Source organism: Nonomuraea antri (assembly GCF_013283785.1).
Lineage (GTDB): Bacteria > Actinomycetota > Actinomycetes > Streptosporangiales > Streptosporangiaceae > Nonomuraea > Nonomuraea antri.
The window spans coordinates 1-25,003 of the sequence record NZ_JABCPZ010000169.1; the positions used below are offsets into that span (position 1 = coordinate 1).

The 25,003-nt window shown below is 71.4% G+C and carries 18 protein-coding genes and 1 pseudogene; 13 read left to right on the forward strand and 6 right to left on the reverse strand.

Features of this window, described 5'->3' with window-relative positions:
- Positions 1–364: hypothetical protein (locus tag HII36_RS38660; protein WP_407940849.1), on the forward strand; the 364-nt coding region annotated here is incomplete at its 5' end.
- 152 nt (positions 365–516) lie between these two features.
- On the opposite strand, the gene HII36_RS38665 is transcribed toward HII36_RS38660, so the two are convergent.
- Genes HII36_RS38665 through HII36_RS38680 form a run of 4 tightly spaced genes read right to left on the reverse strand, consistent with a single transcriptional unit; the run spans position 517 to position 6,111 of the window.
- Positions 517–2,208 (reverse strand): glycosyltransferase, encoded by a 1,692-nt coding sequence (locus HII36_RS38665; protein ID WP_173528294.1) that lies wholly within the window; start codon positions 2,206–2,208, stop codon positions 517–519.
- The gene (locus HII36_RS38670) at positions 2,205–4,169 is read right to left on the reverse strand and encodes a glycosyltransferase (RefSeq protein ID WP_173528295.1); all 1,965 of its coding nucleotides are present in this window, start codon (positions 4,167–4,169) and stop codon (positions 2,205–2,207) included. The genes HII36_RS38665 and HII36_RS38670 overlap by 4 nt, the downstream gene beginning before the upstream one ends.
- Positions 4,166–5,656, reverse strand: a complete 1,491-nt coding sequence (locus HII36_RS38675; RefSeq protein WP_173528296.1) for a glycosyltransferase — start codon at positions 5,654–5,656, stop codon at positions 4,166–4,168. The genes HII36_RS38670 and HII36_RS38675 overlap by 4 nt, the downstream gene beginning before the upstream one ends.
- Positions 5,653–6,111: a hypothetical protein gene (locus HII36_RS38680; protein ID WP_173528297.1), complete on the reverse strand. Its 459-nt coding sequence runs from the start codon at positions 6,109–6,111 to the stop codon at positions 5,653–5,655. Before HII36_RS38680 ends, HII36_RS38675 begins: the two co-directional genes overlap by 4 nt.
- A gap of 215 nt (positions 6,112–6,326) precedes the next feature.
- Between HII36_RS38680 and HII36_RS38685 the strand changes: the two genes are divergently transcribed.
- Both HII36_RS38685 and HII36_RS38690 read left to right on the forward strand, forming a co-directional pair.
- Entirely contained in the window at positions 6,327–7,430 is a 1,104-nt protein-coding gene (locus HII36_RS38685) for a glycosyltransferase family 2 protein (protein ID WP_173528298.1), read from the forward strand.
- Positions 7,427–9,076 carry a glycosyltransferase family 2 protein gene (locus HII36_RS38690; protein ID WP_173528299.1) on the forward strand — a complete coding sequence of 550 codons (1,650 nt, stop codon included), beginning with the start codon at positions 7,427–7,429 and terminating at the stop codon, positions 9,074–9,076. Before HII36_RS38685 ends, HII36_RS38690 begins: the two co-directional genes overlap by 4 nt.
- A 63-nt stretch (positions 9,077–9,139) precedes the next feature.
- On the opposite strand, the gene HII36_RS38695 is transcribed toward HII36_RS38690, so the two are convergent.
- Positions 9,140–10,630, reverse strand: coding sequence for a glycosyltransferase (locus tag HII36_RS38695; RefSeq protein WP_173528300.1), 1,491 nt, complete (start codon positions 10,628–10,630; stop codon positions 9,140–9,142).
- 168 nt (positions 10,631–10,798) lie between these two features.
- On the opposite strand from HII36_RS38695, the gene thrC reads away from it, so the two are divergent.
- From thrC to HII36_RS38720, 5 genes are all read left to right on the forward strand, one after another.
- Complete coding sequence (thrC, locus tag HII36_RS38700) at positions 10,799–11,857, forward strand: threonine synthase (protein WP_173528301.1); 1,059 nt, start codon at positions 10,799–10,801, stop codon at positions 11,855–11,857.
- Positions 11,858–12,325: 468 nt separating this feature from the next.
- Positions 12,326–13,231, forward strand: coding sequence for a homoserine kinase (gene thrB, locus HII36_RS38705; protein WP_173528302.1), 906 nt, complete (start codon positions 12,326–12,328; stop codon positions 13,229–13,231).
- 460 nt (positions 13,232–13,691) lie between these two features.
- Positions 13,692–15,734: a transcription termination factor Rho gene (gene rho / locus HII36_RS38710; protein ID WP_173528303.1), complete on the forward strand. Its 2,043-nt coding sequence runs from the start codon at positions 13,692–13,694 to the stop codon at positions 15,732–15,734.
- A 178-nt stretch (positions 15,735–15,912) separates the two neighbouring features.
- Complete coding sequence (locus HII36_RS38715; RefSeq protein ID WP_217370498.1) at positions 15,913–17,187, forward strand: sensor histidine kinase; 1,275 nt, start codon at positions 15,913–15,915, stop codon at positions 17,185–17,187.
- Positions 17,188–17,197: 10 nt separating this feature from the next.
- Positions 17,198–17,833 carry a response regulator transcription factor gene (locus HII36_RS38720; protein ID WP_173528304.1) on the forward strand — a complete coding sequence of 212 codons (636 nt, stop codon included), beginning with the start codon at positions 17,198–17,200 and terminating at the stop codon, positions 17,831–17,833.
- A 371-nt stretch (positions 17,834–18,204) separates the two neighbouring features.
- Here the strand turns inward: HII36_RS38720 and HII36_RS38725 are convergent, their stop codons facing one another.
- A complete protein-coding gene (locus HII36_RS38725; protein WP_173528305.1) occupies positions 18,205–19,296 on the reverse strand; it encodes a hypothetical protein in 1,092 nt (363 codons plus the stop codon).
- Between the two features lie 227 nt (positions 19,297–19,523).
- Between HII36_RS38725 and rpmE the strand changes: the two genes are divergently transcribed.
- The 5 genes and pseudogenes from rpmE to HII36_RS38750 all read left to right on the forward strand — a co-directional run.
- Positions 19,524–19,742: a 50S ribosomal protein L31 gene (gene rpmE, locus HII36_RS38730; RefSeq protein ID WP_173528306.1), complete on the forward strand. Its 219-nt coding sequence runs from the start codon at positions 19,524–19,526 to the stop codon at positions 19,740–19,742.
- Between the two features lie 89 nt (positions 19,743–19,831).
- A complete protein-coding gene (prfA, locus tag HII36_RS38735) occupies positions 19,832–20,884 on the forward strand; it encodes a peptide chain release factor 1 (RefSeq protein WP_173528307.1) in 1,053 nt (350 codons plus the stop codon).
- Complete coding sequence (gene prmC, locus HII36_RS38740; protein WP_173528308.1) at positions 20,881–21,735, forward strand: peptide chain release factor N(5)-glutamine methyltransferase; 855 nt, start codon at positions 20,881–20,883, stop codon at positions 21,733–21,735. The genes prfA and prmC overlap by 4 nt, the downstream gene beginning before the upstream one ends.
- Positions 21,736–21,851: 116 nt before the next feature.
- Positions 21,852–22,505, forward strand: coding sequence for an L-threonylcarbamoyladenylate synthase (locus tag HII36_RS38745; RefSeq protein ID WP_173528309.1), 654 nt, complete (start codon positions 21,852–21,854; stop codon positions 22,503–22,505).
- Positions 22,506–22,594: 89 nt separating this feature from the next.
- Positions 22,595–25,003 (forward strand): annotated as a pseudogene (locus HII36_RS38750) (hypothetical protein); the annotation flags it as partial.

Below are 25,003 nucleotides of genomic sequence, written 5' to 3' on the forward strand. Positions count from 1 at the left end.
CCCCCGGCACCGGGTTGCTGGCACGAGGAATGGGAACCGTGCTGGACCGGGAGGTGCCGGTGAGGCCGTGTCGCGTCTCCTCGCGGCACTCGTCATGAACGACGAGGGGGTCCGCGCGGTCGAGCATGCCCTGCCGCTGGTGTTCTCCTGGGTCCGCTACCTGTCGGAAGAGGAGAGGCGGGAGTTCGTCGCGGACATCGTCGCCGCCACCAGGGATGTGGTGGACCTCGATGTCCACGCCACGCTGCATCGGGTGACCATGGAATGGCGGGCCACCGCCCGCATCCTGGCCGATCCATCGTTGACCGAACAGCTCACCCGTCCGTTGCCGGACGAGGATCACGGCGAGGTGCCGGCGCCCTGAGCTCCGGGTGACACCCGGCTTCGCGATGCTCCCCAGTCTCAGGAGAGCCCCGATCGCCGGCTTCGGGGGCGTCTGGCGATGGGAAGCCTCGGCGAATCGGGTATCTCGCGTACGCCAACAGCCGGCACCCGAAGGACACCGGAGGCTGAGGGTCAGTTCTCCGGGAAGGCGAGTTTGCGTACCCGTCGCACCGCGCGCTTGATGACCGTGCGGTCCTGCAGGCGGGACAGGCGGATGGCCTCGCGCCGCCAGGCCTCGGCCTTCTCGCGCCAGCGGGCCGCGTCCCTGCCGTGCTTGCCGGCCTCCCGCCGCAGTTGCGCGATCTCGGCGCGCAGGGCGGCGGTGCGCTTGCGGTAGAGCGCCAGCTCCTTCTCGTGCCTGTCCGTGAGCTGGACGAGCTCCGACGGCGGCGGCTTGCGCGGCGGGTAGGTGGCCGGGCGGCGAGTGATGTCCCAGGTGCCGCCGTCCAGCCAGGCCAGGCCGAACAGGTCGTCCACCAGGTCGTCCAGGTGGTCGTCGGGGCCGGCGACCAGCGTGGCGCGCGCGACGGCGGCGGTGCGGTCGAGGCGGGCGACCACGACGCCGTCCGACGTCTCCTCCAGCGCGACGCAGAGCGTTCCGGCGTCGAGCTCCTCCAGGTGGCCGATCAGGCGTTCCACCGTGTCCTTGGCAGGGGTCCAGCCGGGCGGCACGAGCAGCCGGAACGGCGGCGTGGTCCCTGACGGCGGCTCCGGGGCCAGGTGGACGCGCGGGTCGTGGGCGAAGGCGGCGTGGATGAGGTGCAGGTCCAGGTCCGGGTCGTGCAGGGGGGAACGGCGGCCGGCCGGGGGAGCGGGCGCGGTGACGGTGACCCTGATGTCCGGGATCGTGCCGGCCAGCAGGGCGTCCACGGTGGCCCGGACGTCCTCGTAGGAGCCGGACGGGACGACCGCGTCCACGTACGGAACCAGCCACTGCCGTCCCGCGTCGGTGCGCAGGTAGCGGCGGTAGGGCACCCGGTCGGCCACGTACGGGTCGTTGTAGCGCTTGAGCTCGGCGAAGTGGCGCATGGCGGTGGGCAGCCCGAGATGCCAGGCACGCGCGTCGGGGTCGGGCACGAACACCGCGCCCGCCTGGGTGAGCCGGTAGCCGAGCTCGGTGTCCTCGGCCAGCACCAGCGACGTGTCCAGCCCGCCGATCGCGCGCAGCAGCGTCGCCGGGTACGACGCGGTGGCGCCCACGTGCACCCGGTTGGCCAGGGAACTGGGCGCGGTGCGCAGGCCGTCGTGGTCGCGGATGATCTTCTCGGCCCAGTCGTGGCGGTGCGGTGACAGCGGGAACAGGTCGTACTCGCCGCCGGCGCGCACCGCCGAGGCGACCTGGCCGGGCGTGGGCAGGACGTCGGCCGGGGTGAAGTCGATCCAGCCGAGCACGACCAGGTAGGGCGCCAGGTGGTGCCAGCGGAGCTGGGCCTCCACGTGCTGCCGGTGCGGGACCATGTCGGCGTCCAGCACCAGGATGATCTCGCCGCTCGCGGCGTCCACGCCGGCCTGGACGGCCCACGCCCGCCCCCAGCCGCCCGGCGGGCTGGAGATCAGCTTGGTCCTGCCCGGGGCCAGGTCGGGCAGGTGCAGCGGGGCCGGGCTGCCGTCGTCGACGACGATGACGTCGAGCAGGCCGTCCGGGTAGCTCTGCGCGGACAAGGCGGCCAGCGTGAGGTCCAGCTTGTCCTGGCAGTCGTGAGCCGGGACGACCACCGTCACGGTCAGCGCCGGCTCCCACGTGCCCAGCTCGGGCGGGGTGAGCACGCCGAAGTCGTTACGACGGATCCGGGGGATCGAACCGGTGTCGGGCGTCGGGCTCATGAGCGGCGCATCCCGTCGAGTTCCATCAGCGCGTTCGGCCGGAAGCCGCGCCACTGCTGCTTGTTGCGTTGCAGGAAGGTCCCGATGGGCTCCTGCCAGGTGTGGTCGGCGGCCGGGCCTCTGCGCAGGATGTAACCCAGCCCGTGGGTACGGTAGATCTGCCCGCCGGCCGCCTGCAGCGCCTCCTGGAACTGCGTGTCGACCGAACGCCGCAACGGACGGAACCCGCCCACCGCCTGGAACGCCGAGCGCTCGACCAGGATCGTGCCCCCGGCCACGAAGCTGGTGATCTGCTCGGTGATCTGCTTGCGGTGCACGGTGACGTCGATCGAGGCCAGGTAGACGAACTCCGGCACGGTGCCGACCACCTGCGCGCCCGAGTACGCGTGCGCCAGCAGCAGATCAGCCAGGAAGTCGGGGCCGTACCAGTCGTCGTCGTCCATCTTGAGCAGGAACGAGCCGGACGCGCGGGCGGCGGCGTCGTTGAGCACCTCGCCGAACACGGCCTGGTGGTCGGCCTCGAACACGGTGATCTGGCCGTCGAAGCCGGCGATCGCGGCCGCCACGTCCGGGTGCCGGCGCGGCACGCCGTGCAGGGCCAGGATCACCTCCAGTTGCGCGTCGCGCTGCCTGGCGATCTGGTCGAGCGCGAACCGCACCATGTCGGTGCGCCGCGTCGCCAGCAGCACGGACGTCAGCGGCGGCGCGGGCGCCGGCGCCCCGAGCTGCTCCCAGCGGGCCGCCACCCCGTGCGTGCGCAGGGCGGCGCGGCGCAGCCTGATGCTGTGCTCCTCGCGCCGCAGGTCGTCGGCGAGGTCGGGGCCGCGCGTGATGAGGTCGACGAGCTCCCGGCCCAGCGCGCCCGCCCATCTGGGCACCGCGTCGCTGACCAGCGGCACCCCGGCGGCCGACAGCCCGGCCAGCACCCGTACCGCGGCCAGCGGGCCGCTGTGCGCGTGGTGCCAGTCCACCTCGACGCCGCGGATCTGGCGCAGCCTGGCCACGTCCGCGTCGGTCACGCCGCCGGACTCGGCGAAGGTCGTCACCGCCTTGCCGTCGAGCATCACCGACCAGCGGCCGTCCCGCTCGGCCAGCGAGGCCAGGCCGCGCGACGGCGTGGTCACGAACCCCTGCGGGTTGACCAGCCGCTCGTCCACCGGCGGCACCATGGACGGCTCGGCGAGCACGTCGGGGTCGGCCAGCGGCGACTCCGCGCCCCCGGGACGGCCGAGCCGGGCCCAGCTCGCCGCCTCGGGCGCGGGCCGTTCGATGGGGGTCTCGTCGCCGGCCCAGTCGCCCGCGGCCTGGTCGTCGCCGGTCCACGCGACCCCGTCCAGGGTGCGGAGCACGACGTCGCCGCCGGGCGCGCCGACGCGCTCGGGGACCGGGCCGGTGATCTCGGCGGGGGTCGCGTTCGGGTCACCGGGCCGCCAGTCGGCCGCGCCGACCCCGGCGATCGCGGCCGCGGGGGCGGCGATGACGTCCAGCCGGTGGCCGGCGAACGCGCGGGCGGTCGCCGTCACCGTGCGCCCGGCCGGGGTGGGGGCGGAGAAACGCGCGTCCACCACCCAGACGCGCTCCTTGGCCCGGTAGACCCGCAGATCGGTGAGCGCGCGCCAGCGGTGGGCGGGCGTCGGCGTGGGCACCGGCGCCGGATGCGCGGGCGGCGTGTCCAGCACGGCGACGACCACTCGTCCGGCCTGGGGGAGCAGCTTGTGCAGGGTGGCGATGCGCCGCAGGTCGGCGGGCGTGCGGGCGAGCACCAGCACCTCGTCCGCCCGCTCGTCGGCGGCGGGCGGCTCGATCAGGTCGCGGTCCAGGTCCACGCCTCTGTCGCCGTCCGCGGCGCTCATCACGCCGGGTTTCTCGGCCGGTGACCCGGCCGAGTCCCGGTCCACCGGGTCGATGCCGGCGTAGTACACGCGGGCGGCGGGCAGCTCGGCCAGCAGTTCGCGGATCATCCGGCGCTCCGCAGGTGCCGGATGAGCGAGCTCAGCGGCCCGTGGCGCTCCTCGGCGGGCTCGGCCGCGGACAGCCGTTCGACCTCGGCCGTCAGCCGTTCCACCCGCGTGCGCAGCTCCTCGATCTCCTTGAGCCGCCGCCCGGCCAGCGCCCGCCACTTGGCGGGGTCTCCGGTCAGCGGCTCGGCCTGCTCGGCGGTGGTGAATCCGTACTCGGCCGCGCTCGTCCAGATCGAGCCGAACATCTCGTCCACCAGGTCGTCGGGCGCTCCGGGGAAGAAGCCGGCCCTGGCGAACGCCGCGGTGCGCTCCAGCCGGGCGGCCGTGATGCCGTCCGCGCGTTCCTCCAGGGCGACGCAGACCAGGCCGAGCCGGTCGTCCTCGGCCAGCTTGACGAGGTGGGCGAGCGTGTCGGCGCCCAGCGTCCACCCGGCGGGCAGGTGCAGCGCGAACGGCGCCGGCTGCGGCTCGCCGAACGTGACCCGGGGCTCGTGGGCGTAGAGGTTGTGCAGGAGCCGCAGGTCGAGCAAGGGGTCGTCGAGGTTGGCGCGGCGTTCGCCGGTGAGCTTGTCCCACGGCCCGGCGATGGTGACGGCGGCGTCGGTGAGCGTCCCGGCCAGCGCGGAGTCCACGGTGGCGCGCGTCTGCTCGTACGTCGTGGCCGCCACGTTCACCAGCACGTACGGCCGCAGCCAGCGCCGGCGCGGATGGTTACGCAGCCAGCGCAGATCCGGGATGAGATCGCCCAGGTACGACCAGTTGTGCCGGTGCACCTCCTTCTCCCGCAGCATCACCGTGGACGGGCCGACGTGGTAGCCCCTGGCCTCGGGATCGGGGATGAACACCGCCCCGGCCTGCGCCAGCCGGTAACCCAGCTCGGTGTCCTCGGCCATGTTCAGCGACGGGTCGACGCCGCCCGCCGTCCGCAGCAGGCTCGTCCGCACCGAGCTGGACGCGCCCGTGTGCAGCAGATACGCGTTGGACCCGGCGTCCTTGAGCATCCTGGTCGATTCGAGCGTCTTCCTGGTGTACTCCGACTGGACGCCGGGCTCGCCCGGGGCGTCCACGAACCTGGTGTCACCGATCACCACCGCGTGGTCGATCAGGTGGTGCCAGCGCATGTGCGCTTCCAGGTGGCCGGGGTCGAGGATCATGTCGGCGTCCAGCCAGTGGATCACGTCGCCGGTCGCGGCGAGTTGCCCGGTCTGCCGCGCGGCCCCGCGGCCCCAGCCCTCGGACACGCGCACCACGCGGGCGCCGGGCAGCGACCGGGGCGGCGAGATCGGGACGGGGCTGCCGTCGTCGGCCACGACCACCTCGACCAGCTCGGCCGGGTAGGTCTGGGCGGCCAGCGCGGCGGCGGTGCGCTCGACCGCGTCCTGACAGTCATACGCCGGGATGACCACCGACACGCGCAGCCTCGGCTGCCACGACCCCGCCTCGGGCGGCCGCAGCGGGCCGTAGTCGTTGTGCCGGACCCGGATCACACCGAGTCCCCGGCCAGGTTTCTCGACGACGTGCCGGCCAGGGCGCGTACCTCGGCACGCAGCTCGTCCACCTCGCGGGCCCGCGCCATGGCGTTGACCCGGTCCTCGCCCAGCGACGCCAGGATGGCGGCCAGGTCCTCAGCGCGCCGGTCAGACGACTCGGACACGGCCGCGGCCAGCCGGTCCAGCCGGGTCTCCAGGCCCTTGATGGCCGTGGTGGTGCGGGCCAGCTCGGCTTCGTGCTTCTTGAGCCGCAGCTCGATGCGGTACGCCTTGCCGTCGATGCGGCGCGCGGTCAGCACCAGGAACGCCAGCGCCGCCAGCGCGACGAGGAACGCCAGCGCGACCGCGGCCGCGCCCAAGGTGATCAGATCAGCGAGTACGAGGACGAACAGGGCGGCAGCCAGAACTCCCAGGGTTGCGGCGGTCGCTGCCAGTCGGCGGGGCGAGAGCATCCGCGCATACCTTTCATAGTCGCGACATGTCGGGCATCAGGGGATTATTGACACCTTAATAAACATCCACCACTACCGTGCCATACGTTCCTGGAGGAAAACTGGCAATCGCCCCCTCCCGACCTGCGCGGGAAGTGAACCCGGCGTCTGGCGGCGAGTAAAACCGGCGTAAGGTAGGCGCCGACTGAGTCCCACCCGGTCGAGGAGCACCCTTCATGTCCGTCACCCCCTGCGGCTTCGCGCGTACGCCGGAGAAGGGGCTCGCCCGCCTGCACTGGGACCGCGAAGAAGGCTGGCTGGCCGACGGCCGGCCGCCCGATCCCACGGCGCTGCGACCGGTACGCGGCCTGGAGATCGACTGGACGGGCACACCGACCAAGGCGTCCGACGGGGCCTCCGCCGTCGTGGTCGACGGTTTGACGCGCCTGGCCGCCGCCGGGGTTCCGCTGACCGCGCCGACCGCCCCCGCCTGGGTGCCCGCGCCGCTCGCCGCGCTGCTCACCGATCGCGCCTGGCTCGCGCACCACGCCGACGGCACCGCGCGATCCCTGGCCGACCTGCGCCGCGAGGAGCACAGCGTGCGCCTGCGCCGGCTGTCCAGGCCGGCGGCCACGCCCTCGATCAGCGTCGTCATGTCCACCAAACGCCCGGCCCTGGTCGCCGACGCGCTCGCCCAGATGGCGCGGCAGCGGCACGTGAACGTCGAGGTCCTGCTCGGGCTGCACGGGGTGCCGTTCTCGGCGGTGCGCCAGGCCGTCGAGTCCGCCGCGCTGCCGGTGCGCTGGGTCGAGGTGGCGGAGGACGTGCCGTTCGGCGCGGCGCTGAACCGGACGGCGGCCCTGGCCGAGGGCGACCACCTGGCCAAATGGGACGACGACGACTGGTACGGCCCCGAGCACCTGGCCGACCTGGTCATGGCGCTGTCGTACGCCGAGGCCGACGTGGTGGGCACCACGGCCGAGTTCTTCTACCTGCAACCGCTGCGGGCCACGATCAGGCGCACCACGTTCGCGAGCGGGGCGTCGTACCCGAGCGAGGTGTGGTCGGACCACGTGGCGGGGGGCACGATCCTGGTGCCCCGGGCAAAATTTCACGAAATAGGGGGATTCGCTGAGGTGCCGCGAGCCGTGGACCTGGCCTTTCTCAAGGCGGCGAGCGCCGCGGGCGCCCGGATCTACCGGACGCATGGGCTGGGATACGTCCTGCGGCGCGGGCTCAGCGACGACCACACCTGGCAGCTGCCGCTCGGGCACTTCCTCAAGGTGGCCACCAACCAGTGGCGCGGTTTCCGTCCGAGCCTGCTGATGGAGGCGGCATGAGCACGCGGCCGCCCCTGGCGCGGGTGCAGGGCAACGACTACCGGGCACTCCAGACCTCCGACCTTTCGGCACCCACGCTCAGCGTCAGCGTGATCGTCCCCGCCTACGGCGGTCAGGAGAAGCTGGACCTGGTGCTGGCCGCGCTGGCCAGGCAGACGTACCCGGTGCACCTGATCGAGGTCATCGTCGTCGACAACGGCAGCCGGCCGCCGCTGCGCCTGCCCGGAGAGCCGGGCACGGCGCCCGAGCGCACCAGGCTGATCCGCTGCCCGCGCCCCGGACGGGCCACCGCGCGCAACGCCGGCCTGGCCGAGGCGAGCGGCGACGTCATCCACTGGCTCGACTCCGACGTCGTGCTCACCCCGGGTGCGATCGAGGCGCACATGCGCTGGCACCACGCCGCGCCGTACCTGGTGGTGACCGGCTACATCCGCTTCACCGACGCCCCGGTGCCCGCCGAGCTGCCCGACGACCTGGAGCGCGCCTTCGAGCCGGCCGAGCCGCACGCCTGGATCGTCGACCTGGTCGAGCGCACCGACGGGCTCACCGACAACCCGCAGCGCCCGTTCAGCCTGCACGTGGGCGGCGCGACCTCGGTCGCCGCGCGCCTGGTCGAGGCCGCGGGGCCGATGGACGAGGAGCTGATACTCGGCCAGGACACCGAGATGGGCTACCGGCTGGGCCAGGCCGGCGCGGTGTTCGTCCCCGAGCCCGCGGCCCGCGCCTACCATCTCGGCCCGACCATGCGCATGCGCGACAAGGAGCCCATCGACCGGGTCAGCCACGCGTTCGTGGCCGACAGGATCCCCGCCTACCGCTGGCTGCGCGGGCATCCGGGCCGCCAGTGGAAGGTGCCGTACGTGACCGCCGTGGTCGACGGGACCGGTGGGTACGACGACGTGCGCGCCACCGTCGACGCGCTGCTCGCGAGCACGATCCCGGACGTCTCGATCCAGCTCGTCGGCCCCTGGGACTCGCTCGAACGCGACCGCCGCGCCCCGCTGCGTGACCCGGACCTGGAGCTGGTCCTGGTGCACGGGCACTACGCCCACGAAGGGCGGGTGCGCCTGGTCACCGCCGAGGGGATCGACCCGGCCGTGCCGTACGTGCTGCGCCTGCCGTCCGGCTGGGCCCCCGGCGAGGACACCCTGGCCGGGCTGCTCGACCTGGTCCGCGAAGAGGGGCTGGGCCTGGTCAACGTGCTGCTCCACGAGTCGGCCGACGGCGTGGTCTCGGCCAGGCTGGAGCGGACGTCCGCGTTCGCCAGGGCCGCGATCGTGGCCGGCGCGGGCGAGGACCTCGACGACGCCGTGGACAGCGTGTCCGGCGTGTCGTGGGTCGAGGGCGAATCGTGGGGTTTCACCCGCGCGCCCGCCACGCCGGCCGGCCGCCGCGCCGCCTACCGGGCCAGGGCCGAGGCGCAGGCGGAGGCGGTCCGGCTGGCCAAGGAGGTCGAGCGGCTGCGCGGCCAGGTGGCCAGGTGGAAGGACGAGTCGAGCCGCTGGCGCAAGACCGCCGTGGAGCTGCGGCGCGAGCTGGGCGTGAGCCGCCGCCAGCTCAACGCCGCCAACCGGGCCCAGCAGAGCCTGCGCGCGCTGGTGTCGACGACGATGAAGCGCGCGCTGGGCAAACGGCTGCGCAAGTGACGCCCGGACGGCCTCGCATGGGTGGCGCGGCGTCGCGTGCGTGGCGCCGAGCGAAGGGCGGGGTCAGTTGGGGCGAAGGGCCGACTTCAGGCGTCTGAGCAGCGTCTTCTCCGGCGACTCCACCGGCACCGAGGTCACCTCGGGAGCGGGGATGGTGACCGGCGCGGGCTTGGCCGGCGTGGCCGCCGGCCAGTAGCGGTCTGGCCCCTCGCGCCGCACGCCGTGCGTGGTCTCCACGATGCCGTCGAGATCGTCGTCCGCCGCGCCCCGGCCGGCCAGCAGGACGGCACGGCCCAGCGCGGACGTGCGCTCCAGCCTGGCCGTGCGCCCGTCGGGCAGGTTCACGACCAGGATGCCCGTCAGGTCCTTCTGCACGGTCTCGATCATCCGCTCCAGCGTCGCCCGGTGCAGCGGCACGTCCACCGGACCCCGGTAGCGGAACGGCGCGGGCGCGGGCGTCGGCGCGGCCTCGTCGATCAGCCGGATCCGCTCGTCGTGCCCGAACAGCTCGCGCATCAGCCGCAGCTCGAAGCAGGGGTCGCCGAGCACCGAACGCCGCCCGCCGGCCATCCTGGACCACGGGCCGACCAGGGTCACCACCACGTCCTGCAGCTTGCCGTCGAGCGCCGCCGCCACCGCCTGCCGCACCACGGACTCCGAGGTGTCGGTCACGTCCAGGACGATCTCCACGTACGGCACCAGCCACCGCCGTCCGCGGTCTTTACGCAGGTCACGGCGGAGCGGGATGCGATGCGCCAGGTAGGGCTCGACGGCCCGCACGGCGCGTTCCCTGTCGCGGTGCTGCGCGGGCAGCCCGAGGTGGACGGCCTGCGCCAGCATCTCGGGCACGAACACCACGCCGTGCATGGCCAGCCGGTAGGAGAACTCGGTGTCCTCGCCGCGCAGGACGTTCGGATCGAGGCCGCCCACGGCGTGGAAGATCTCGCGCGGCAGGGCAAAGGTCGGACCTGTGCACACGTGATAGGGGTTGCGGCTCTTACGCAGCCCGTCGGTCTTCTCGATCGTGGCCTCGGTGGAACTGGGCACCGCGGCCGACAGGTCGAACACGTCGTCCAGTCGCTCGGCGTGGAAGACCTGCCGCGCGGTGACCGGCGGCGCCGCGACGAACTTCTTCATGCCGATCGTGACCAGGTAGTCGGTGGCGTGGTGCCAGCGGGCCTGCGCCTCGACGTGCTCCCTGCAGGCCACCATGTCGGCGTCGAGCCGCTGGACGATCTCGCCGTCGGCCGCCTTGACGCCGGTGTTGACGGCGTTCGCGATGCCCCAGCCCGTCTCGACCCGGACGACCCGCGTGTTGACCGGCCTGATCTCGGGCAGCCGGATCGGCGGCTCGCTGCCGTCGTCCACGACCAGGACCTCCATGAGGTGGTCCGGGTACGTCTGCGCGGCCAGCGCGGCCAGCGTCAGCTCCAGGTGTTCCCCGCCGTGTGCGGGGATCACCACGCTCACGGACAGCGTGGGCGACCAGGCGCCGAGCTCTGGCGGTGTGACAGCCGAATAGTCGTTCTGCGGCAAAGCAGGACGCGCGTCCATGATCTTGACCCCCCTTCCTCGACCTTATCGGGAGATGCTGAGAATTTCCTGAATAGCGGCCCTGTCCAACGGGTTCGGGGGCCGGGCGTCCAGGGAGTGGACGCGCCGCCTCGCCCAGGGCCGGCACCCCGTACACTCGGTGCCCAACACCGCAGGTAGGGAGTCATCATGAGCAGGTCGTGGCGTGGCCTCATCGAGGAGTACCGAGAGCGTCTTCCGGTCACCACGAAGACGCCTGTCATCACGCTGCTCGAAGGCGGCACCCCGCTCGTGCCGGCGCACCGCGTCTCCGCGCTGACCGGGTGCGAGGTCTACCTGAAGGTGGAGGGCGCGAACCCGACGGGCAGCTTCAAGGACCGTGGCATGACCATGGCCATCAGCAAGGCCGTCGAAGAGGGCGCCAAGGCGGTCATCTGCGCCTCCACCGGCAACACCTCGGCCTCGGCCGCGGCCTACGCCGTGCGCGCCGGGCTGACCTGCGCGGTGCTCGTGCCGCGCGGCAAGATCGCGATGGGCAAGCTGGCCCAGGCGCTGGTGCACGGCGCCACGCTGCTGCAGGTCGAGGGCTCGTTCGACGACTGCCTGGAGATGACCAGGAAGCTGTCGTCCAGCTACCCGATCGCGCTGGTCAACTCGGTCAACCCGTTCCGGCTGCAGGGCCAGAAGACGGCCGCCTTCGAGATCGTCGACACACTCGGCGACGCCCCCGACATCCACTGCATCCCGGTGGGCAACGCGGGCAACATCTCCGCGTACTGGATGGGCTACCAGGAATACGCCGCCGACGGCATCGCGTCCAAGTCGCCGCGCATGTTCGGCTTCCAGGCCAGCGGCTCGGCGCCGATCGTCAACGGCGGGCCGGTGGCGCATCCGCACACCATCGCCACCGCCATCCGCATCGGCAACCCGGCCTCCTGGGACCTGGCCACGGCCGCGAGAGACGACTCCGGCGGCGTCATCCAGGCGGTCACCGACCGGCAGATCGCGGCCGCGTACAAGCTGCTGGCGCAGGAGGAGGGCGTGTTCGTCGAGCTGGCCTCGGCGGCGAGCGTCGCCGGCCTGCTGCAGGCGCACGCGCAGGGGCTCGTCGACCCCGGCCAGCGGATCGTCTGCACGGTCACCGGAAACGGGCTCAAGGACCCCGACTGGGCCATTTCCGGCGCGCCTTCGCCGGTGGTCATCCCCATCGACGTGCACGCCGCCGCCGCGGCGCTGAACCTCGCCTGACCATGCCCCTTGGGCGTCCCCCCGGCCCCGCCGCGCGTGGCGTGCCAACGCGCACGCCCGCTCGGGCGTCTTTTCACGCGGACGCCCTCTCGCGGGCGTCCTCTCGACGGGCTTTCCGCTCAACGAACCCCCCGTGTGCCGATTTCGCGCAGGGCGCAAGAAATCAACCTGTGTGCCACGCCCCGGAGAAAGTGCGGGACGGGGGCACTTGTGTGAGGCGGCGCTGGTGTGCGAAGGCGGGGCAGGTGTGTGAATGGGGGGCTGGAGTTTGGGGCCGGATGTGACAACGGCAATGGCTCTCGTGGCGAACAGCGTCATGGGGGCCCAAAACCGCCCCTGGCGACCCGATCCGCCATCGTGAGGCCGTCGTGAAGTCACCGTGAGGCCGTCGTGAAGCCATCGTGAGGCCATCGTGAGCACGAGTGATCTGCCGATCTCAGAACGTGAGTGATGAGGAAAAGTGAGCTGATGAGGACTGTTCGGATCCGCGTGCCTGCCACGTCGGCGAACCTGGGCCCGGGATTCGACTCCCTGGGCCTGGCCCTGACCCTGTACGACGACGTCGAGGTGAGCATCGGCGACGAGCCGGGCGTCGAGGTGTCCGTCGAGGGCGAAGGCGCCGGTGAGCTGGACCTCGGCGACAGCCACCTGATCGTCAAGGCCATGCGCAGGGCGTTCGACCGCATGGGGGTTCCCCACCCGTCCGGGATCCGGCTGCGCTGCCACAACAGGATCCCGCACGCGCGCGGCCTGGGATCGTCGTCGGCGGCCATCTGCGCGGGCATCCTGGCCGCGCGGGCGCTCGCGGACGGCGAGATGACCGACGACGAGGTGTTCGCGCTGGCCACCGAGATGGAAGGCCACCCCGACAACGTCGCGCCGTGCCTGGCAGGCGGCCTGACCATCGCCTGGACCGACCACGCCGGTGTGCCGCGTATGGTGAAACTGGTCCCCGACGAGCGTGTTCGCCCGGTCGCGATCGTTCCGGCGACGCGACTGGCCACCGAGACGGCGAGGGGGCTGCTGCCGAAGGAAGTGCCCCACAAGGACGCCTCCTTCAACGCCGGCCGGGCAGCGTTGCTGATCGCCGCGCTGATCCGGACCCCGGAGCGGGAGCTGTTGCTCGACGCCACCGAAGATCGTCTCCACCAGGCATACCGCGCGCCTGCCATGCGCGAGAGCGCGAATCTGGTAGAACGTCTGCGTGCAGTGGGCGTGCCCGCGGTCGTTTCGGGAGCGGGTCCCACAGTTCTTGCGTTTTCGACACCGGATACGCAGGATTTGATCGCGCCAGAAGTGGGTAATGACTGGCACATCCAGCTAATGGACGTCGACCCGGTTGGTGCGAACGTTCAGTTCCCCGAGACACGCTGATGCCTCTTTAGACCTTCAGGGAATAGCCGTGTGCGCTGGTGATGTTAGGCTGATAGCCGCACCAGATGCCCCCTTGTTGGGTGCGTGCTTGTCAGCCACACATCGCTGCATCATGCTTCACGTCGCGAGGCGTGAGCAGCGCGGCTGTCTCCCCGGAATCAGTCGCCTCCGGTTGGCCCACACCCGGTTGGCCCAACGTGAGGCGGCGACGACGGGGATCTGCGCGTTCGAACCATCTCGAAGACATCTGGTTGGCGACAGCAATCTGGGGGGTGTCAGCCACGCGCCACGGCCCTGTGGCGGCCTGGACGAGCCCCTCCCCAAGAGTGGCGGCCGTCTCCAGCGACAGCCGAAGATCGCAAAGTGCACCCCGATCCGGTCTGTCCCACCGGATCGCAAGCACCTCCGGGACGCCCGGCAGAACAAAACCGGCGCCCGACCCCTGGGAAGGACCTTTTAGTTGAGCGACACCACCGAACTCCTCTCCGACGCATCAGGCGCGCAGCCGGCGTCCGGCGACACCCCCACCCGCGCCGCGGCCAAGCCTCGTGCGCGTCGCTCCGGCACCGGCCTGTCCGCCAAGGTGCTGCCCGAGCTGCAGAAAATGGCTGCCGAACTCGGCATCAGCGGGACCGGGCGCATGCGGAAGAGCCATCTCATCGCGGCCATCCAGGAGAAGCAGGGTGGCGGTTCCGGCGACAGCGGGGCTGCGCCGGTAGCCGAGGCCCCTGCCACGCAGGAAGCGGCGCCTGCGGCGGAGCGGCCCACCCGTACCCGCAGGGAACGTTCCCGCAAGACCGAGGAGCCCGCGCCGCAGGCGGCCGCCGTCGCCGAGCCGGTGGCCGCGGCCCCCGAGCCCGTCGCCGCGCCGGCCGAGCCGGTCGTCGAGCAGCAGGCTCCGGTCGCCGACCAGGGCGATTCGCGTGGCGAGCGCGGCGAGAGCCGCCGCGAGCGGCGCAGCCGCGGCGAGCGCCGCGAGCGCGGTGACCGCGGTGGCAACGACCGCGGCGAGGGCGGCCGTGGCGAAGGCAACCGCGAGAGCGCCCGCGACGGCGGCCGTGACAGCGGCCGTGACAGTGGCCGCGAGGGTGGCCGTGACGGCGGTCGTGACAGTGGTCGTGACAGTGGCCGCGATGGCGGTCGCGACGGTGGCCGTGACGGTGGCCGTGGCGACCAGCGCGAGCGCGCCGCCGACTCCGGTCGTGGCGGCCAGCGCGACGACCAGCGGGGCGGCCAGCGCGACGACCAGCGCGGTGGCGGCGACGACGACGAGCGCGGGCGTGGCCGTCGTGGCCGCTTCAGGGAGCGCAACCGCGGCCGCGGCCGTGACCGCTTCGACAGCAGCGAGCCCGTGATCGGCGACGACGACGTGCTGATCCCGATCGCCGGCATCCTCGACATCCTCGACAACTACGCGTTCGTCCGCACCAGCGGCTACCTGCCGGGCAGCAACGACGTCTACGTCTCGCTCGCCCAGATCCGCCGCAACGGCCTGCGCAAGGGCGACGTCATCACCGGCGCCGTCCGGCAGCCGCGCGACGGCGAGCGGCGCGAGAAGTTCAACGCCCTGGTCCGCCTCGACACCGTCAACGGCATGGACCCGGAGCAGGCCCGCAACCGGCCCGACTTCAACAAGCTGACGCCGCTCTACCCGCAGGAGCGCCTGCGCCTGGAGACCGAGCCGAACATCCTCACCACGCGGATCATCGACCTCGTCTCCCCGATCGGCAAGGGCCAGCGCGGTCTCATCGTCTCGCCGCCCAAGGCCGGCAAGACGATGGTGCTGCAGGCGATCGCCAACGCGATCACCCGCAACAACCCCGAGTGCCACCTGATGGTCGTGCTCGTGGACGAGCGTCCCGAAGAGGTCACCGACATGCAGCGGTCGGTCAAGGGCGAGGTCATCCACTCGACCTTCGACCGTCCTGCCGAAGACCACACCACGGTCGCCGAGCTCGCCATCGAGCGGGCCAAGCGCCTGGTGGAGCTGGGCCACGACGTGGTCGTCCTGCTCGACTCGATCACCCGTCTCGGCCGCGCCTACAACCTGGCGGCCCCGGCGTCCGGTCGAATCCTGTCGGGTGGTGTCGACTCCACGGCGCTCTACCCGCCCAAGCGCTTCTTCGGCGCCGCCCGCAACATCGAGAACGGCGGCTCGCTGACGATCCTCGCCACGGCCCTGGTCGAGACCGGGTCCAAGATGGACGAGGTCATCTTCGAGGAGTTCAAGGGCACCGGCAACATGGAGCTCAAGCTCAACCGCTCCCTGGCCGACAAGCGCATCTTCCCCGCGGTGGACGTCGACGCGTCCGGCACCCGTAAGGAAGAGATCCTCATGGCCAAGGAAGAGCTCCAGATCGTCTGGAAGCTCCGCCGCGTGCTCCACGCCCTCGACATGCAGCAGGCTCTCGAGCTGCTGCTGGAGAAGATGAAGGAGACGAAGTCCAACGCGGAGTTCCTCCTTCAGGTGCAGAAGACGACGGTCAGCAACGACCGCGACTGAGCGCAGCGCGTACAGCCCGAAGGGCGGCCGGGGTTCCCCGGCCGCCCTTCGGCCTTGTCGGGGGCCTTCGGCGTTTGACCGCTTCGGGGGCGCAGGGGAGCTGTACTGGGGCTAGCCCTACCTTCGAGGGGAAGCTCGCTCCATTCACCTCGCGGCCGGTGCGCGGCAGGCTTGGACCATGCGTTCAGAGGTTTCCATGCCGTTGAAAGACCGCGTGCGCTGGGGCCCGAACGGCCCTCTGGGGGTCCTGGTCGACCCCATGACCTGGCGGGCCGTGCCCTACCTGCTGGTCAGCATGTGGCTGGGGATCGGCCGGTTCCTGCTGCTGGCCGCCGCGGTGCCCGTGTCGCTGGCGTTGTCGATCTTCTGGGTGGGCCTGCCCCTCATCATGGCCACCGTGCTCATGTGGCGCATGGGAGCGATGCTGGAGCGGCGGCTGCTCAAGGCCGCGTTCGGCGTCGCCATCCGCGACCCGTACCGCAACAGGACCGAGCGCGGGGTGGCCGCGTACCTGCGCTGGCTGCTCGGTGACCCCGCCACCTGGAAGGACCTGGGCTACCTGCTGATGCTGGTGCCGCTGGGGCTGGTCGAGTCGGCGGCCACGTACCTGCTGCTGTTCATGTCCGGCGTGCTCATCGGGGCGCCGTTCTTCCTGGTGATCTACGAGACGACCGGCGAGCACAATCCGTTCACCATCGACCATTGGGCGGGCACCGTCGCCGCGTTCTGCCTCGGCTGGGTGGTGCTGGTCGTGGCCGCGTACGTGATGCGCGGGATGGCCCTGCTGCACGGCACGCTGGCCCGCGTGCTGCTGGCCGGCAGCGAGGAGGAGCGGCTGCGCGCCAGCAGGGCCAGGGGGATCGACGCGGCCGAGGCCGAGCGGCGCAGGATCGAGCGCGACCTGCACGACGGCGCGCAGCAGCGGCTGCTGTCCGTGGCGGTCGACCTGGGGCGGGCCCAGGCCAAGTTCGACGCTGAGCCGGAGACTGCCAGGGAGCTGATCGCTCAGGCTCATGCCGGCACCAAGGCGGCCATCGCTGAGCTGCGCAATTTAGCCAGGGGCATCCACCCGGCCATCCTCACCGACCGCGGGCTCGACGCGGCGCTGTCCGGGCTGGCCGCGCGGGCGCCCGTGCACGTGGACGTCAGCGTCGAGCTGACCGAACGCCCACCGGCCGCCGTGGAGAGCATCGCGTACTTCATCGTGGCCGAGTCGCTGGCCAACATGGCCAAGCACTCGGTCGCCACGCAGGCGTCCGTCACGGTGTTCAAGGAGGCCAAGCGCGTCGTCGTGGACGTATGGGACAACGGCGTGGGCGGCGCACTCGTCACCCCGGGAGGAGGCCTGGCGGGGCTGGCGGACCGGGCGGCCACCATCGACGGCGTGCTCGTCCTGCACAGTCCGATCGGCGGTCCTACGATCGTGCGCGCGGAACTGCCCTGCGAGTGGTAGTCATGTGGCCATGCGCGTGGTCATCGCCGAGGATTCCGTACTGCTGCGCGAAGGGCTGGCGAGGCTGCTGGCCGATGGCGGCATCGAGACCGTGGCCTCGGTCTCCGATGGCGACGGGTTGCTGGGCGCGGTCCTGGAACACGACCCCGACCTGGCGATCGTCGACGTGCGGATGCCGCCGACCCACACCGACGAGGGCCTGCGCGCCGCGCTCGCGGTGCGCAGGCAACGCCCCGGCTTCCCGATCCTGGTGCTCTCGCAGTACGTCGAGGAACGCTACGCCGGCGACCTGATCGGCCCGGCCGTCGGCTATCTGCTCAAGGAGCGGGTGGCCGACGTCACCGAGTTCCTGCAGGCGGTGCGCCAGGTGGCGGCGGGCGGCACGGTCATCGACCCCGAAGTGGTCATGCAGTTGCTGAGCCGCAGGCGCCGCGGCGCGCCGCTCGACACGCTCTCCCCGCGCGAGCGCGAGGTTCTCGGCCTGATGGCGGAGGGCCGGTCCAACACGGCCATCGCGGCCTGCCTGATGGTCACCGAGGGGGCCGTGGAGAAACACATTTCCGGCATCTTCGCCAAGCTGGCTCTCGGGCCGGCGCCCGAGGACCATCGACGAGTCCTCGCCGTCCTCACCTACCTGGGCCGCTGACCGCTCTCCCGCCGCGGCTCGGCTGTTCGGCGCTCTCACACGCCTGCGGTTCGGTTGCTCGGAGCTTTCGCGCCTGCGGTTCGGCTGCTCGACGCTCTGGCGTCCGCGGCTCGCTTGCCCGGCGCTTCCGCACCTGCGGTTCGGTTGTTCGGCGCGCTTTCGCGCCTGCGGTTCGGCTGTTCCGTGCTCTCGCGCCTGCGGTCGTAAGCGGCCTGACCTGCTTGTCAGGGTCTCACGCCTACGACCGCCGCACGTGTCTCGGGCGGTGGGCACCCTCGCGTGTCTCGACTGCTGGGTGCCCTCACGTACGTGTGCCGTGGCCGTTAGTACGGCCTGCACCCGGGGTTTGGGGTGCGGGCCGCACTAGCCGGTCAGCGGACGTCCACGAACTCCTGGCGCGACAGCGAGGAGCGGGTCTTGCTCGTGCCCGGCACCTTCACCTGGAAGTAGCCGTCCTTCTTGGCCTTGTACGTCTTGCTGAACTTGCCGGTCGAGGTGGCCTTCACGAAGCCCAGGAACTTGTACTTCTTGGTGCCCTTGGTCTTGAAGTACACCTCGATGATCTTGCCGCTGTAGGCCTTGGTGCCCCGGTAGACCTTGCCGTAGATCTTGAGGGTCTTGCCCAGCTTGACCTTGTTCGGCGCGGTGAGCGTGACCCTGGACTTGGCCTTCTTGGTCGCGCCGCCCGCGGGCGCCTCGACCGTGAAGGACGAGCCGACGGCCTTGAGCTGCTGCCCGCCCCGCGAGGCGTAGATCTCGATGCTCCAGGTGCCCGGCGTGGTGTCGTCGCTGAAGTACGTGACGCCCCGGTAGTAGCCGTCGGACTCCTTGGCCAGGTCGCCGAGGTCGTAGTACTCGTTGGTGCTGTCGCTGACCAGCTTGGCCGAGACCGTGCCCGCGTCCTTCACCGAGGCCGTGACGGTGACCTTGGTGTCCTGGCCCTTGACGAGCTGCACCGGGTTGGGGGTGACGTAGGCGCTGGAGATGCCCTGCTTGCCGGCCACCTTGACGACGAACTCGTTGGCCTTCGACGCGCCGTCACGGGTGACGTTGACGACGAGCTTCCAGTCGCCGGCGGGGTCGTCCTTGCCGATCGTCCACTTGCCGGTGATGGTGACGTCGGCCGCCGGGGACGGCGTCGGCGAGGCGGAGCCCGACGGGGCCGGGACCTGCGGCGGCTTGAAGTCGAACGCGACCGGCTTCTCCGACTTGCCGGACGGCGTGATGCCGCCCGTGACGGAGCTCACCGTCGCCGGGTTCTTGAGCTTGAGCGTGACCGTCGCCTCGACGTCCGTCTCCAGCGGGATGAAGGCGTTGGCGGCGGTGGCGTCACCGGTGAAGTCGTCCGCGGCGAGCACCGCGTGTTGCGCGGCGAGTGCGCTGGTCGCGGCGATGCCGGCGCCACCGAAAAGAACGGCGGCCCCCGTGGCGGTCGCTACCAGCAACCGCACCCTTCTCTTCATGTGATCGGTTGTCCTTTGACTTGTGTCCCAAATGTGGGAAAAGTTACGGATTGTGGCAGGGAGCCTAGTGTGACTGGTGTGTCCGCGTCATGAAGATCGGGGGAATGACCCGTGGCCTGGGCTGGTTGAACTATCTGGCACACTGGTAGCTGACCATTTTGCGGTTCCGGCTCCCGTCCCACCTTCGGGCGGAGGCGACCCGGCGGCCGCGCCCCGAAAGGACAGCGATGAAGCGCGACATCCACCCCGACTACCACGTGACCCAGGTGTCCTGCTCCTGCGGTAACACGTTCACCACCCGTAGCACCGCCAAGAACGGCGTCATCCACGCCGACGTGTGCTCGGCCTGCCACCCGTTCTACACGGGCAAGCAGAAGATCCTCGACACGGGCGGCCGGGTGGCGCGCTTCGAGAAGCGGTACGCCAAGAAGGCCACGGGCAAGTAGCTCATCCGACGCCGGCCCGGACGCACGCGCGTGCGCCGGGTCGGCGTTGTTGGTGAAACGGCCCGTAACATTCAGACGAAGGACCCACGGTGAACCTCGACGAGTTGCTCAAGGAGTATTCCGAGCTGGAGTCGCAGCTCGCCGATCCCGCCGTGCACGCAGACCAGGCCAAGGCCCGCACACTCGGCAGGCGTTACTCCCAGCTCACGCCCATCATCAACACCTGGCGCGAAATGGAGTCCACCCGCGAAGACCTGGCCGCGGCCAAGGAACTGGCGGGCGAGGACGAAACGTTCGCGGCCGAGGCGGCCGAGCTCGAAGAGCGCATCCCCCAGCTGGAGGAGAAGCTCAAGCACCTGCTCATCCCGCGCGATCCCAACGATGACAAGGACATCATCATGGAGATCAAGGCGGGCGAGGGCGGTGAGGAGTCCGCGCTGTTCGCCGGCGACCTGCTGCGCATGTATCTCAGGTACGCCGAGCGCCTCGGCTGGAAGACCGAGATCATCGACACCCAGCCCTCCGACCTCGGCGGCTACAAGGACGTCACGGTCGGCATCAAGGCCAAGGGCGACGAAGGCGTCTGGTCCAGGCTGAAATACGAGGGCGGCGTGCACCGCGTGCAGCGCGTGCCCGTCACCGAGTCGCAGGGCCGCATCCACACCAGCGCCGCGGGTGTCCTCGTCTACCCCGAGGCCGAAGAGGTCGACGTCCAGATCGACCCGAACGAGCTGCGCATCGACGTCTACCGCTCCAGCGGCCCCGGCGGCCAGAGCGTCAACACGACCGACTCGGCCGTGCGCATCACGCACCTGCCCACCGGCACCGTGGTGTCGTGCCAGAACGAGAAGAGCCAGCTGCAGAACAAGGAGTCGGCGCTGCGCATCCTGCGCGCCCGTCTGCTGGTCATGGCCCAGGAGCAGGCCGACGCCGCGGCCCAGGCCGAACGCAAGTCGCAGGTCCGCACGGTTGACCGCTCCGAGCGGATCCGGACGTACAATTTCCCGGAAAACCGGATCTCCGACCACCGCGTCGGCTTCAAGGCGTATAACCTCGACCAGGTTCTCGACGGTGAGCTCAACGCCGTCACCCAAGCCCTCATCGACGCCGAAATGGCGGAGAAGCTCGCACAACACTCATGACATTTCTGCTGGACGAGATCGCCCTCGCCACCGCCCGGCTGGCCGAGGCAGGTGTTCCCTCACCGCGCACCGACGCTGAGGAGATCGCGGCGTTCGTCCACGGCGTGCGCAGAAGCGAGCTCCACACGGTCAAGGACGCCGACTTCGACGCGCTGTTCTGGGAAGGCGTCTCCAGACGCGAGGCCCGCGAGCCGCTGCAGCACATCACCGGCCACGCCTACTTCCGCTACCTGGAGCTCAAGGTCGGGCCCGGGGTGTTCGTGCCGCGGCCGGAGACCGAGGTCATGACCGGCTGGGCCATCGACACCCTGCGCGCCATGGACGTCACCGCGCCGCTCGTCGTCGACCTCGGCACCGGCTCGGGCGCGATCGCGCTGTCGATCGCCCAGGAGGTCGCGCTGGCCGAGGTGCACGCCGTGGAGGTCGACCCCGCGGCGTACAGCTGGGCCAAGCGCAACATCTCCGAGCACGGCCAGGGCCGCACCCACCTGCATCCGGAAGACCTCGCCGAGGCTCTGCCCGAGCTGAACGGCAAGGTCGACCTGGTCATCTCCAACCCGCCGTACATCCCGCCCGGCGCGATCCCGCGCGATCCCGAGGTGCGCGACTACGACCCGTCCAGGGCGCTGTACGGCTCGGGCGACGACGGGCTCGGCGAGGTCCGCGCGGTCGAGCGCACCGCCCGCCGGCTCCTGCGCCCGGGCGGCTGGGTGGCCGTCGAACACGCCGACGAGCAGGGCAGAGCGGTCTACCTGACCTTCCCCGAAGACAACGGCTGGCGAGACGTACGGCTGCGGCAGGACCTCACCCGGCGAGACCGCTTCGTCACGGCGAGGCTGGGCCAAGACTAGGATGCTCACGCGCGCGGCCTTCTCCTGACCACGAGAAAGGCGGCGTGGCGACAGAAGAGGAAGGAGGAGGCCTCGACGGCGCCGCTCACCACCGGGCGGAGCGAGGCAACCAGACCGTGGGACGACGTTTTGACTGCTCCGACCTCGACCAGCGGGCCGAGGGCCTGAAGGAGGCCGCCGACGCGGTGCACCGCGGCGAGCTGGTGGTGCTGCCGACCGACACGGTCTACGGCATCGGCGCCGACGCCTTCGTGCACGCCGCCGTCAGCGCCCTGCTCGACGCCAAGGGCCGCGGCCGCGAGATGCCCCCGCCGGTCCTGGTGGGCACCGTGCGGGCCGCCACGGCGCTCGTGGAGGACCTGGGGCCGTACGGGCAGGATCTGATAGACGCCTTCTGGCCGGGGCCGCTCACGCTCGTCTGCAAGGCCAACAGGGCCCTGTCCTGGGACCTGGGTGAGACCAAGGGCACGGTGGCCGTCCGCATGCCGCTCAACCCGGTCGCGCTCGACCTGCTCAAGGAGACCGGCCCGATGGCCGTCTCCAGCGCCAACCGCTCGGGCTCGCCCGCCGCGACCACCGTCGACGAGGCCGAGGAGCAGCTCGGCGAGTCGGTCTCGGTCTACCTCGACGACGGCAAGCCCAGCAGCACCGCCAACCAGCCGTCCACCATTCTCGACCTCACCACCGCCGTGCCCAGGATGCTGCGCCGCGGCGCCATCTCGGTCGAGAAGCTGCGCGGCATCATCGGGTACGTCGCCACCGACGACTGACGTATACCGTCTGCTTATCCCGGCTGCGTGGCCGCTTCCGCCGTGATTACGGTGAAGCCCGGAGCGGCGACACGTCCGGGAGTTGGCCCATGGGCAAGTACGACGGCATGGACCCAGAGCTGGTTCGCCGGCTGTTGCGTGAGGCGAAGAGCGCGGCGCAGCAGGTGCGCTCGATCGACGACCGCGTCCGCCGGGTGCTCAGCCGCGTCCAGGTGAGTGCCGGCGACCTGCAGCAGCCCGCCCGGGTCGTGGACGCGGTCGACGTCATGGTCAAGGACGTCGACGAGCGGCTCGTGGTGCTGGAGAAGAAGGTCGAACAGCCGAACGGCACCGGGCCCGCGCGCAACGGCTCCACCCCGTCGGGCGACGAAACCCCGAAGACGGGCACCCCGGGAACGGGCGACTCTCCGAAGACCGGTGACGCACCGAAGGCGACCGACCCGCCGAAGGCGACAGAACCTCCGAAGACCGGCGACTCTCCGAAGACCGGTGACGCACCGAAGGCGACCGACCCGCCAAAGGCGACCGACCCGCCGAAGACGGGTGACGCGCCGAAGGCGGATGAGCCGTCGAAGTCGTGCGACCCGCCGAAGTCGACGGAACCCCCGAAGCCGACCGAGCCCCCGAGAGCGACGGAACCCCCCAAGGAGACCGAGCCCCCGAGGGCGACGGAACCTCCAAAGGAGACCGAGCCTCCGAAAGCGACGGAACCCCCGAAAGCGACGGAACCTCCGAAAGCGGCTGATCCGCCGAAGCCGGATGAGCCGCCCAAGACCGGCGACGCTCCCACCGGCAACGACGACAAGCGCTGCGACGACACCCCGTCCCAGCCTCCCTCCACCGGCGACACCCCTGCCGACCAGCCCAAGGACAACGACCTGGACAGCCGCCACGACCGCGGCGCGGACAGGGGCACGGGGACGGACCCGGGAACAGGCCTGCGTCCGGACCCCGGCACCGGAACCGCCCCGGACACGGGGACGGGGACAGACACCGGCACCGGGACGGGGACAGACACCGGGACCGGGACAGACACCGGGACCGGGACTGGGACAGGGACCGGTGCGGACAACGGCGCGGGCACGGATGCTTCGGGCAATCAGCCGGGCCAGGCAGCCGACCCGAACAAGCCTCAGGTGGTGGAGGTCGACGGCGTCAAGGTCATCCAGATCCCCGTCGATCCGGCCACCGCCGAAGAGGTGGAGGCCCTGCTCAGGAACATCGACGACGTCGTGCCCGCGGAGATGCCGAAGGTGCCCGTCGATGATCCGCCCTCGGCCCAGAACGTCGGCACCTGGGCCAACGACGGCAGCGACGTGGTGTCGGCCGACGCCAATCCGCCGAACCTCGACGCGCTCAAGACGATCCACGACAACGCCAGAGAAGTCCCGCCGATGGAGATGCCCGGGGTCGAGGTCCCGGCGGGGGAGTACGGCAAGGGCGACTGGGCCCCGCAGGACATCCGCCCGGACGGCCCCACCGGTTCCGTCGACCCGGGCGGCCCAGGCACCCAGCCCACCTCATCGGACGGCTCCACCACCTCCGCCGCCGGCGCCGCGCCCCCGCCGAACGCGGACGGCGCCTGCGACTCCACCCCGAACGCCCCCGAAACCCCGCAACCCGGCGACAAGGGCACCGACACCCCAGGCACAGGCAACGGCAACACCGGCGACCAGGGCACCGGCAGCCGCCAGCCGGGCGACCAAGGCACAGGCGACGGCTACCAACCCGGCGACCAGCAGCCCGGTGGCCAGCAGCCGGGCGGCCAGCAGCCGGGCGGCCAGCAACCCGATGGTCAGCAGCCGGGCGGTCAGCAGCCTGAGCGACCTAGCGACCAGGGCACGGTCATCCCGCCCACCAGCCCATCCGTGGACAACGCCCCGGCCGGCGGCACGAACGGCACGGGTGCCGAGGCGGGCAGCGGCGGGACCGGCTCCGCGGCCGGCACCGGCGGACACGGCGGCGCGGCGGGTAGCGGCGCGACCACGCCGGGCGCAGGCGGAAGCGGCGCCGCCACTGGTGCGGATGGCTACGGAGCTGCGACCGGTGGCAATGGTTACGGGGCCGCCACTGGTGGCGATGGATATGGGACTGCGGCCGTAGGCAACGGCGGTTACGGGACCGCGACCGGCGGCGATGGTCATGGAGCCGCGACCGTGGGCAACGGCGGCGGCTACGGGGCCGCGACCGGCGGCATTGGTTACGGGGCCGCCACTGGCGGCGATGGTTACGGGGCCGCCACTGGCGGCGATGGTTACGGGACTGCGGCCGTAGGCAACGGCGGTTACGGAGCCGCGACCGGCGGCGATGGTCATGGAGCCGCGACCGTGGGCAACGACGGTTACGGGGCCGCGACCGTTGGCAATGGTTACGGTGCGGCGGCAGGTGGCGGCGACTACGGGGCCGCGACCGGCGGCATTGGTTACGGGGCCGCCACTGGCGGCGATGGTTACGGGGCCGCCACTGGCGGCGATGGTTACGGGACTGCGGCCGTAGGC

Bases quoted from the DNA above. Each gene is read 5' to 3' on its own strand.
- HII36_RS38715 (WP_217370498.1), top strand. From the start codon at position 15,913: ATGCGTTCAGAGGTTTCCATGCCGTTGAAAGACCGCGTGCGCTGGGGC.
- HII36_RS38720 (WP_173528304.1), top strand. From the start codon at position 17,198: ATGCGCGTGGTCATCGCCGAGGATTCCGTACTGCTGCGCGAAGGGCTG.
- HII36_RS38695 (WP_173528300.1), bottom strand. From the start codon at position 10,630: ATGGACGCGCGTCCTGCTTTGCCGCAGAACGACTATTCGGCTGTCACA.
- thrC (WP_173528301.1), top strand. From the start codon at position 10,799: ATGAGCAGGTCGTGGCGTGGCCTCATCGAGGAGTACCGAGAGCGTCTT.
- HII36_RS38665 (WP_173528294.1), bottom strand. From the start codon at position 2,208: ATGAGCCCGACGCCCGACACCGGTTCGATCCCCCGGATCCGTCGTAAC.
- HII36_RS38680 (WP_173528297.1), bottom strand. From the start codon at position 6,111: ATGCTCTCGCCCCGCCGACTGGCAGCGACCGCCGCAACCCTGGGAGTT.
- HII36_RS38690 (WP_173528299.1), top strand. From the start codon at position 7,427: ATGAGCACGCGGCCGCCCCTGGCGCGGGTGCAGGGCAACGACTACCGG.
- rpmE (WP_173528306.1), top strand. From the start codon at position 19,524: ATGAAGCGCGACATCCACCCCGACTACCACGTGACCCAGGTGTCCTGC.
- HII36_RS38725 (WP_173528305.1), bottom strand. From the start codon at position 19,296: ATGAAGAGAAGGGTGCGGTTGCTGGTAGCGACCGCCACGGGGGCCGCC.
- HII36_RS38670 (WP_173528295.1), bottom strand. From the start codon at position 4,169: ATGATCCGCGAACTGCTGGCCGAGCTGCCCGCCGCCCGCGTGTACTAC.
- thrB (WP_173528302.1), top strand. From the start codon at position 12,326: ATGAGGACTGTTCGGATCCGCGTGCCTGCCACGTCGGCGAACCTGGGC.
- HII36_RS38685 (WP_173528298.1), top strand. From the start codon at position 6,327: ATGTCCGTCACCCCCTGCGGCTTCGCGCGTACGCCGGAGAAGGGGCTC.
- prmC (WP_173528308.1), top strand. From the start codon at position 20,881: ATGACATTTCTGCTGGACGAGATCGCCCTCGCCACCGCCCGGCTGGCC.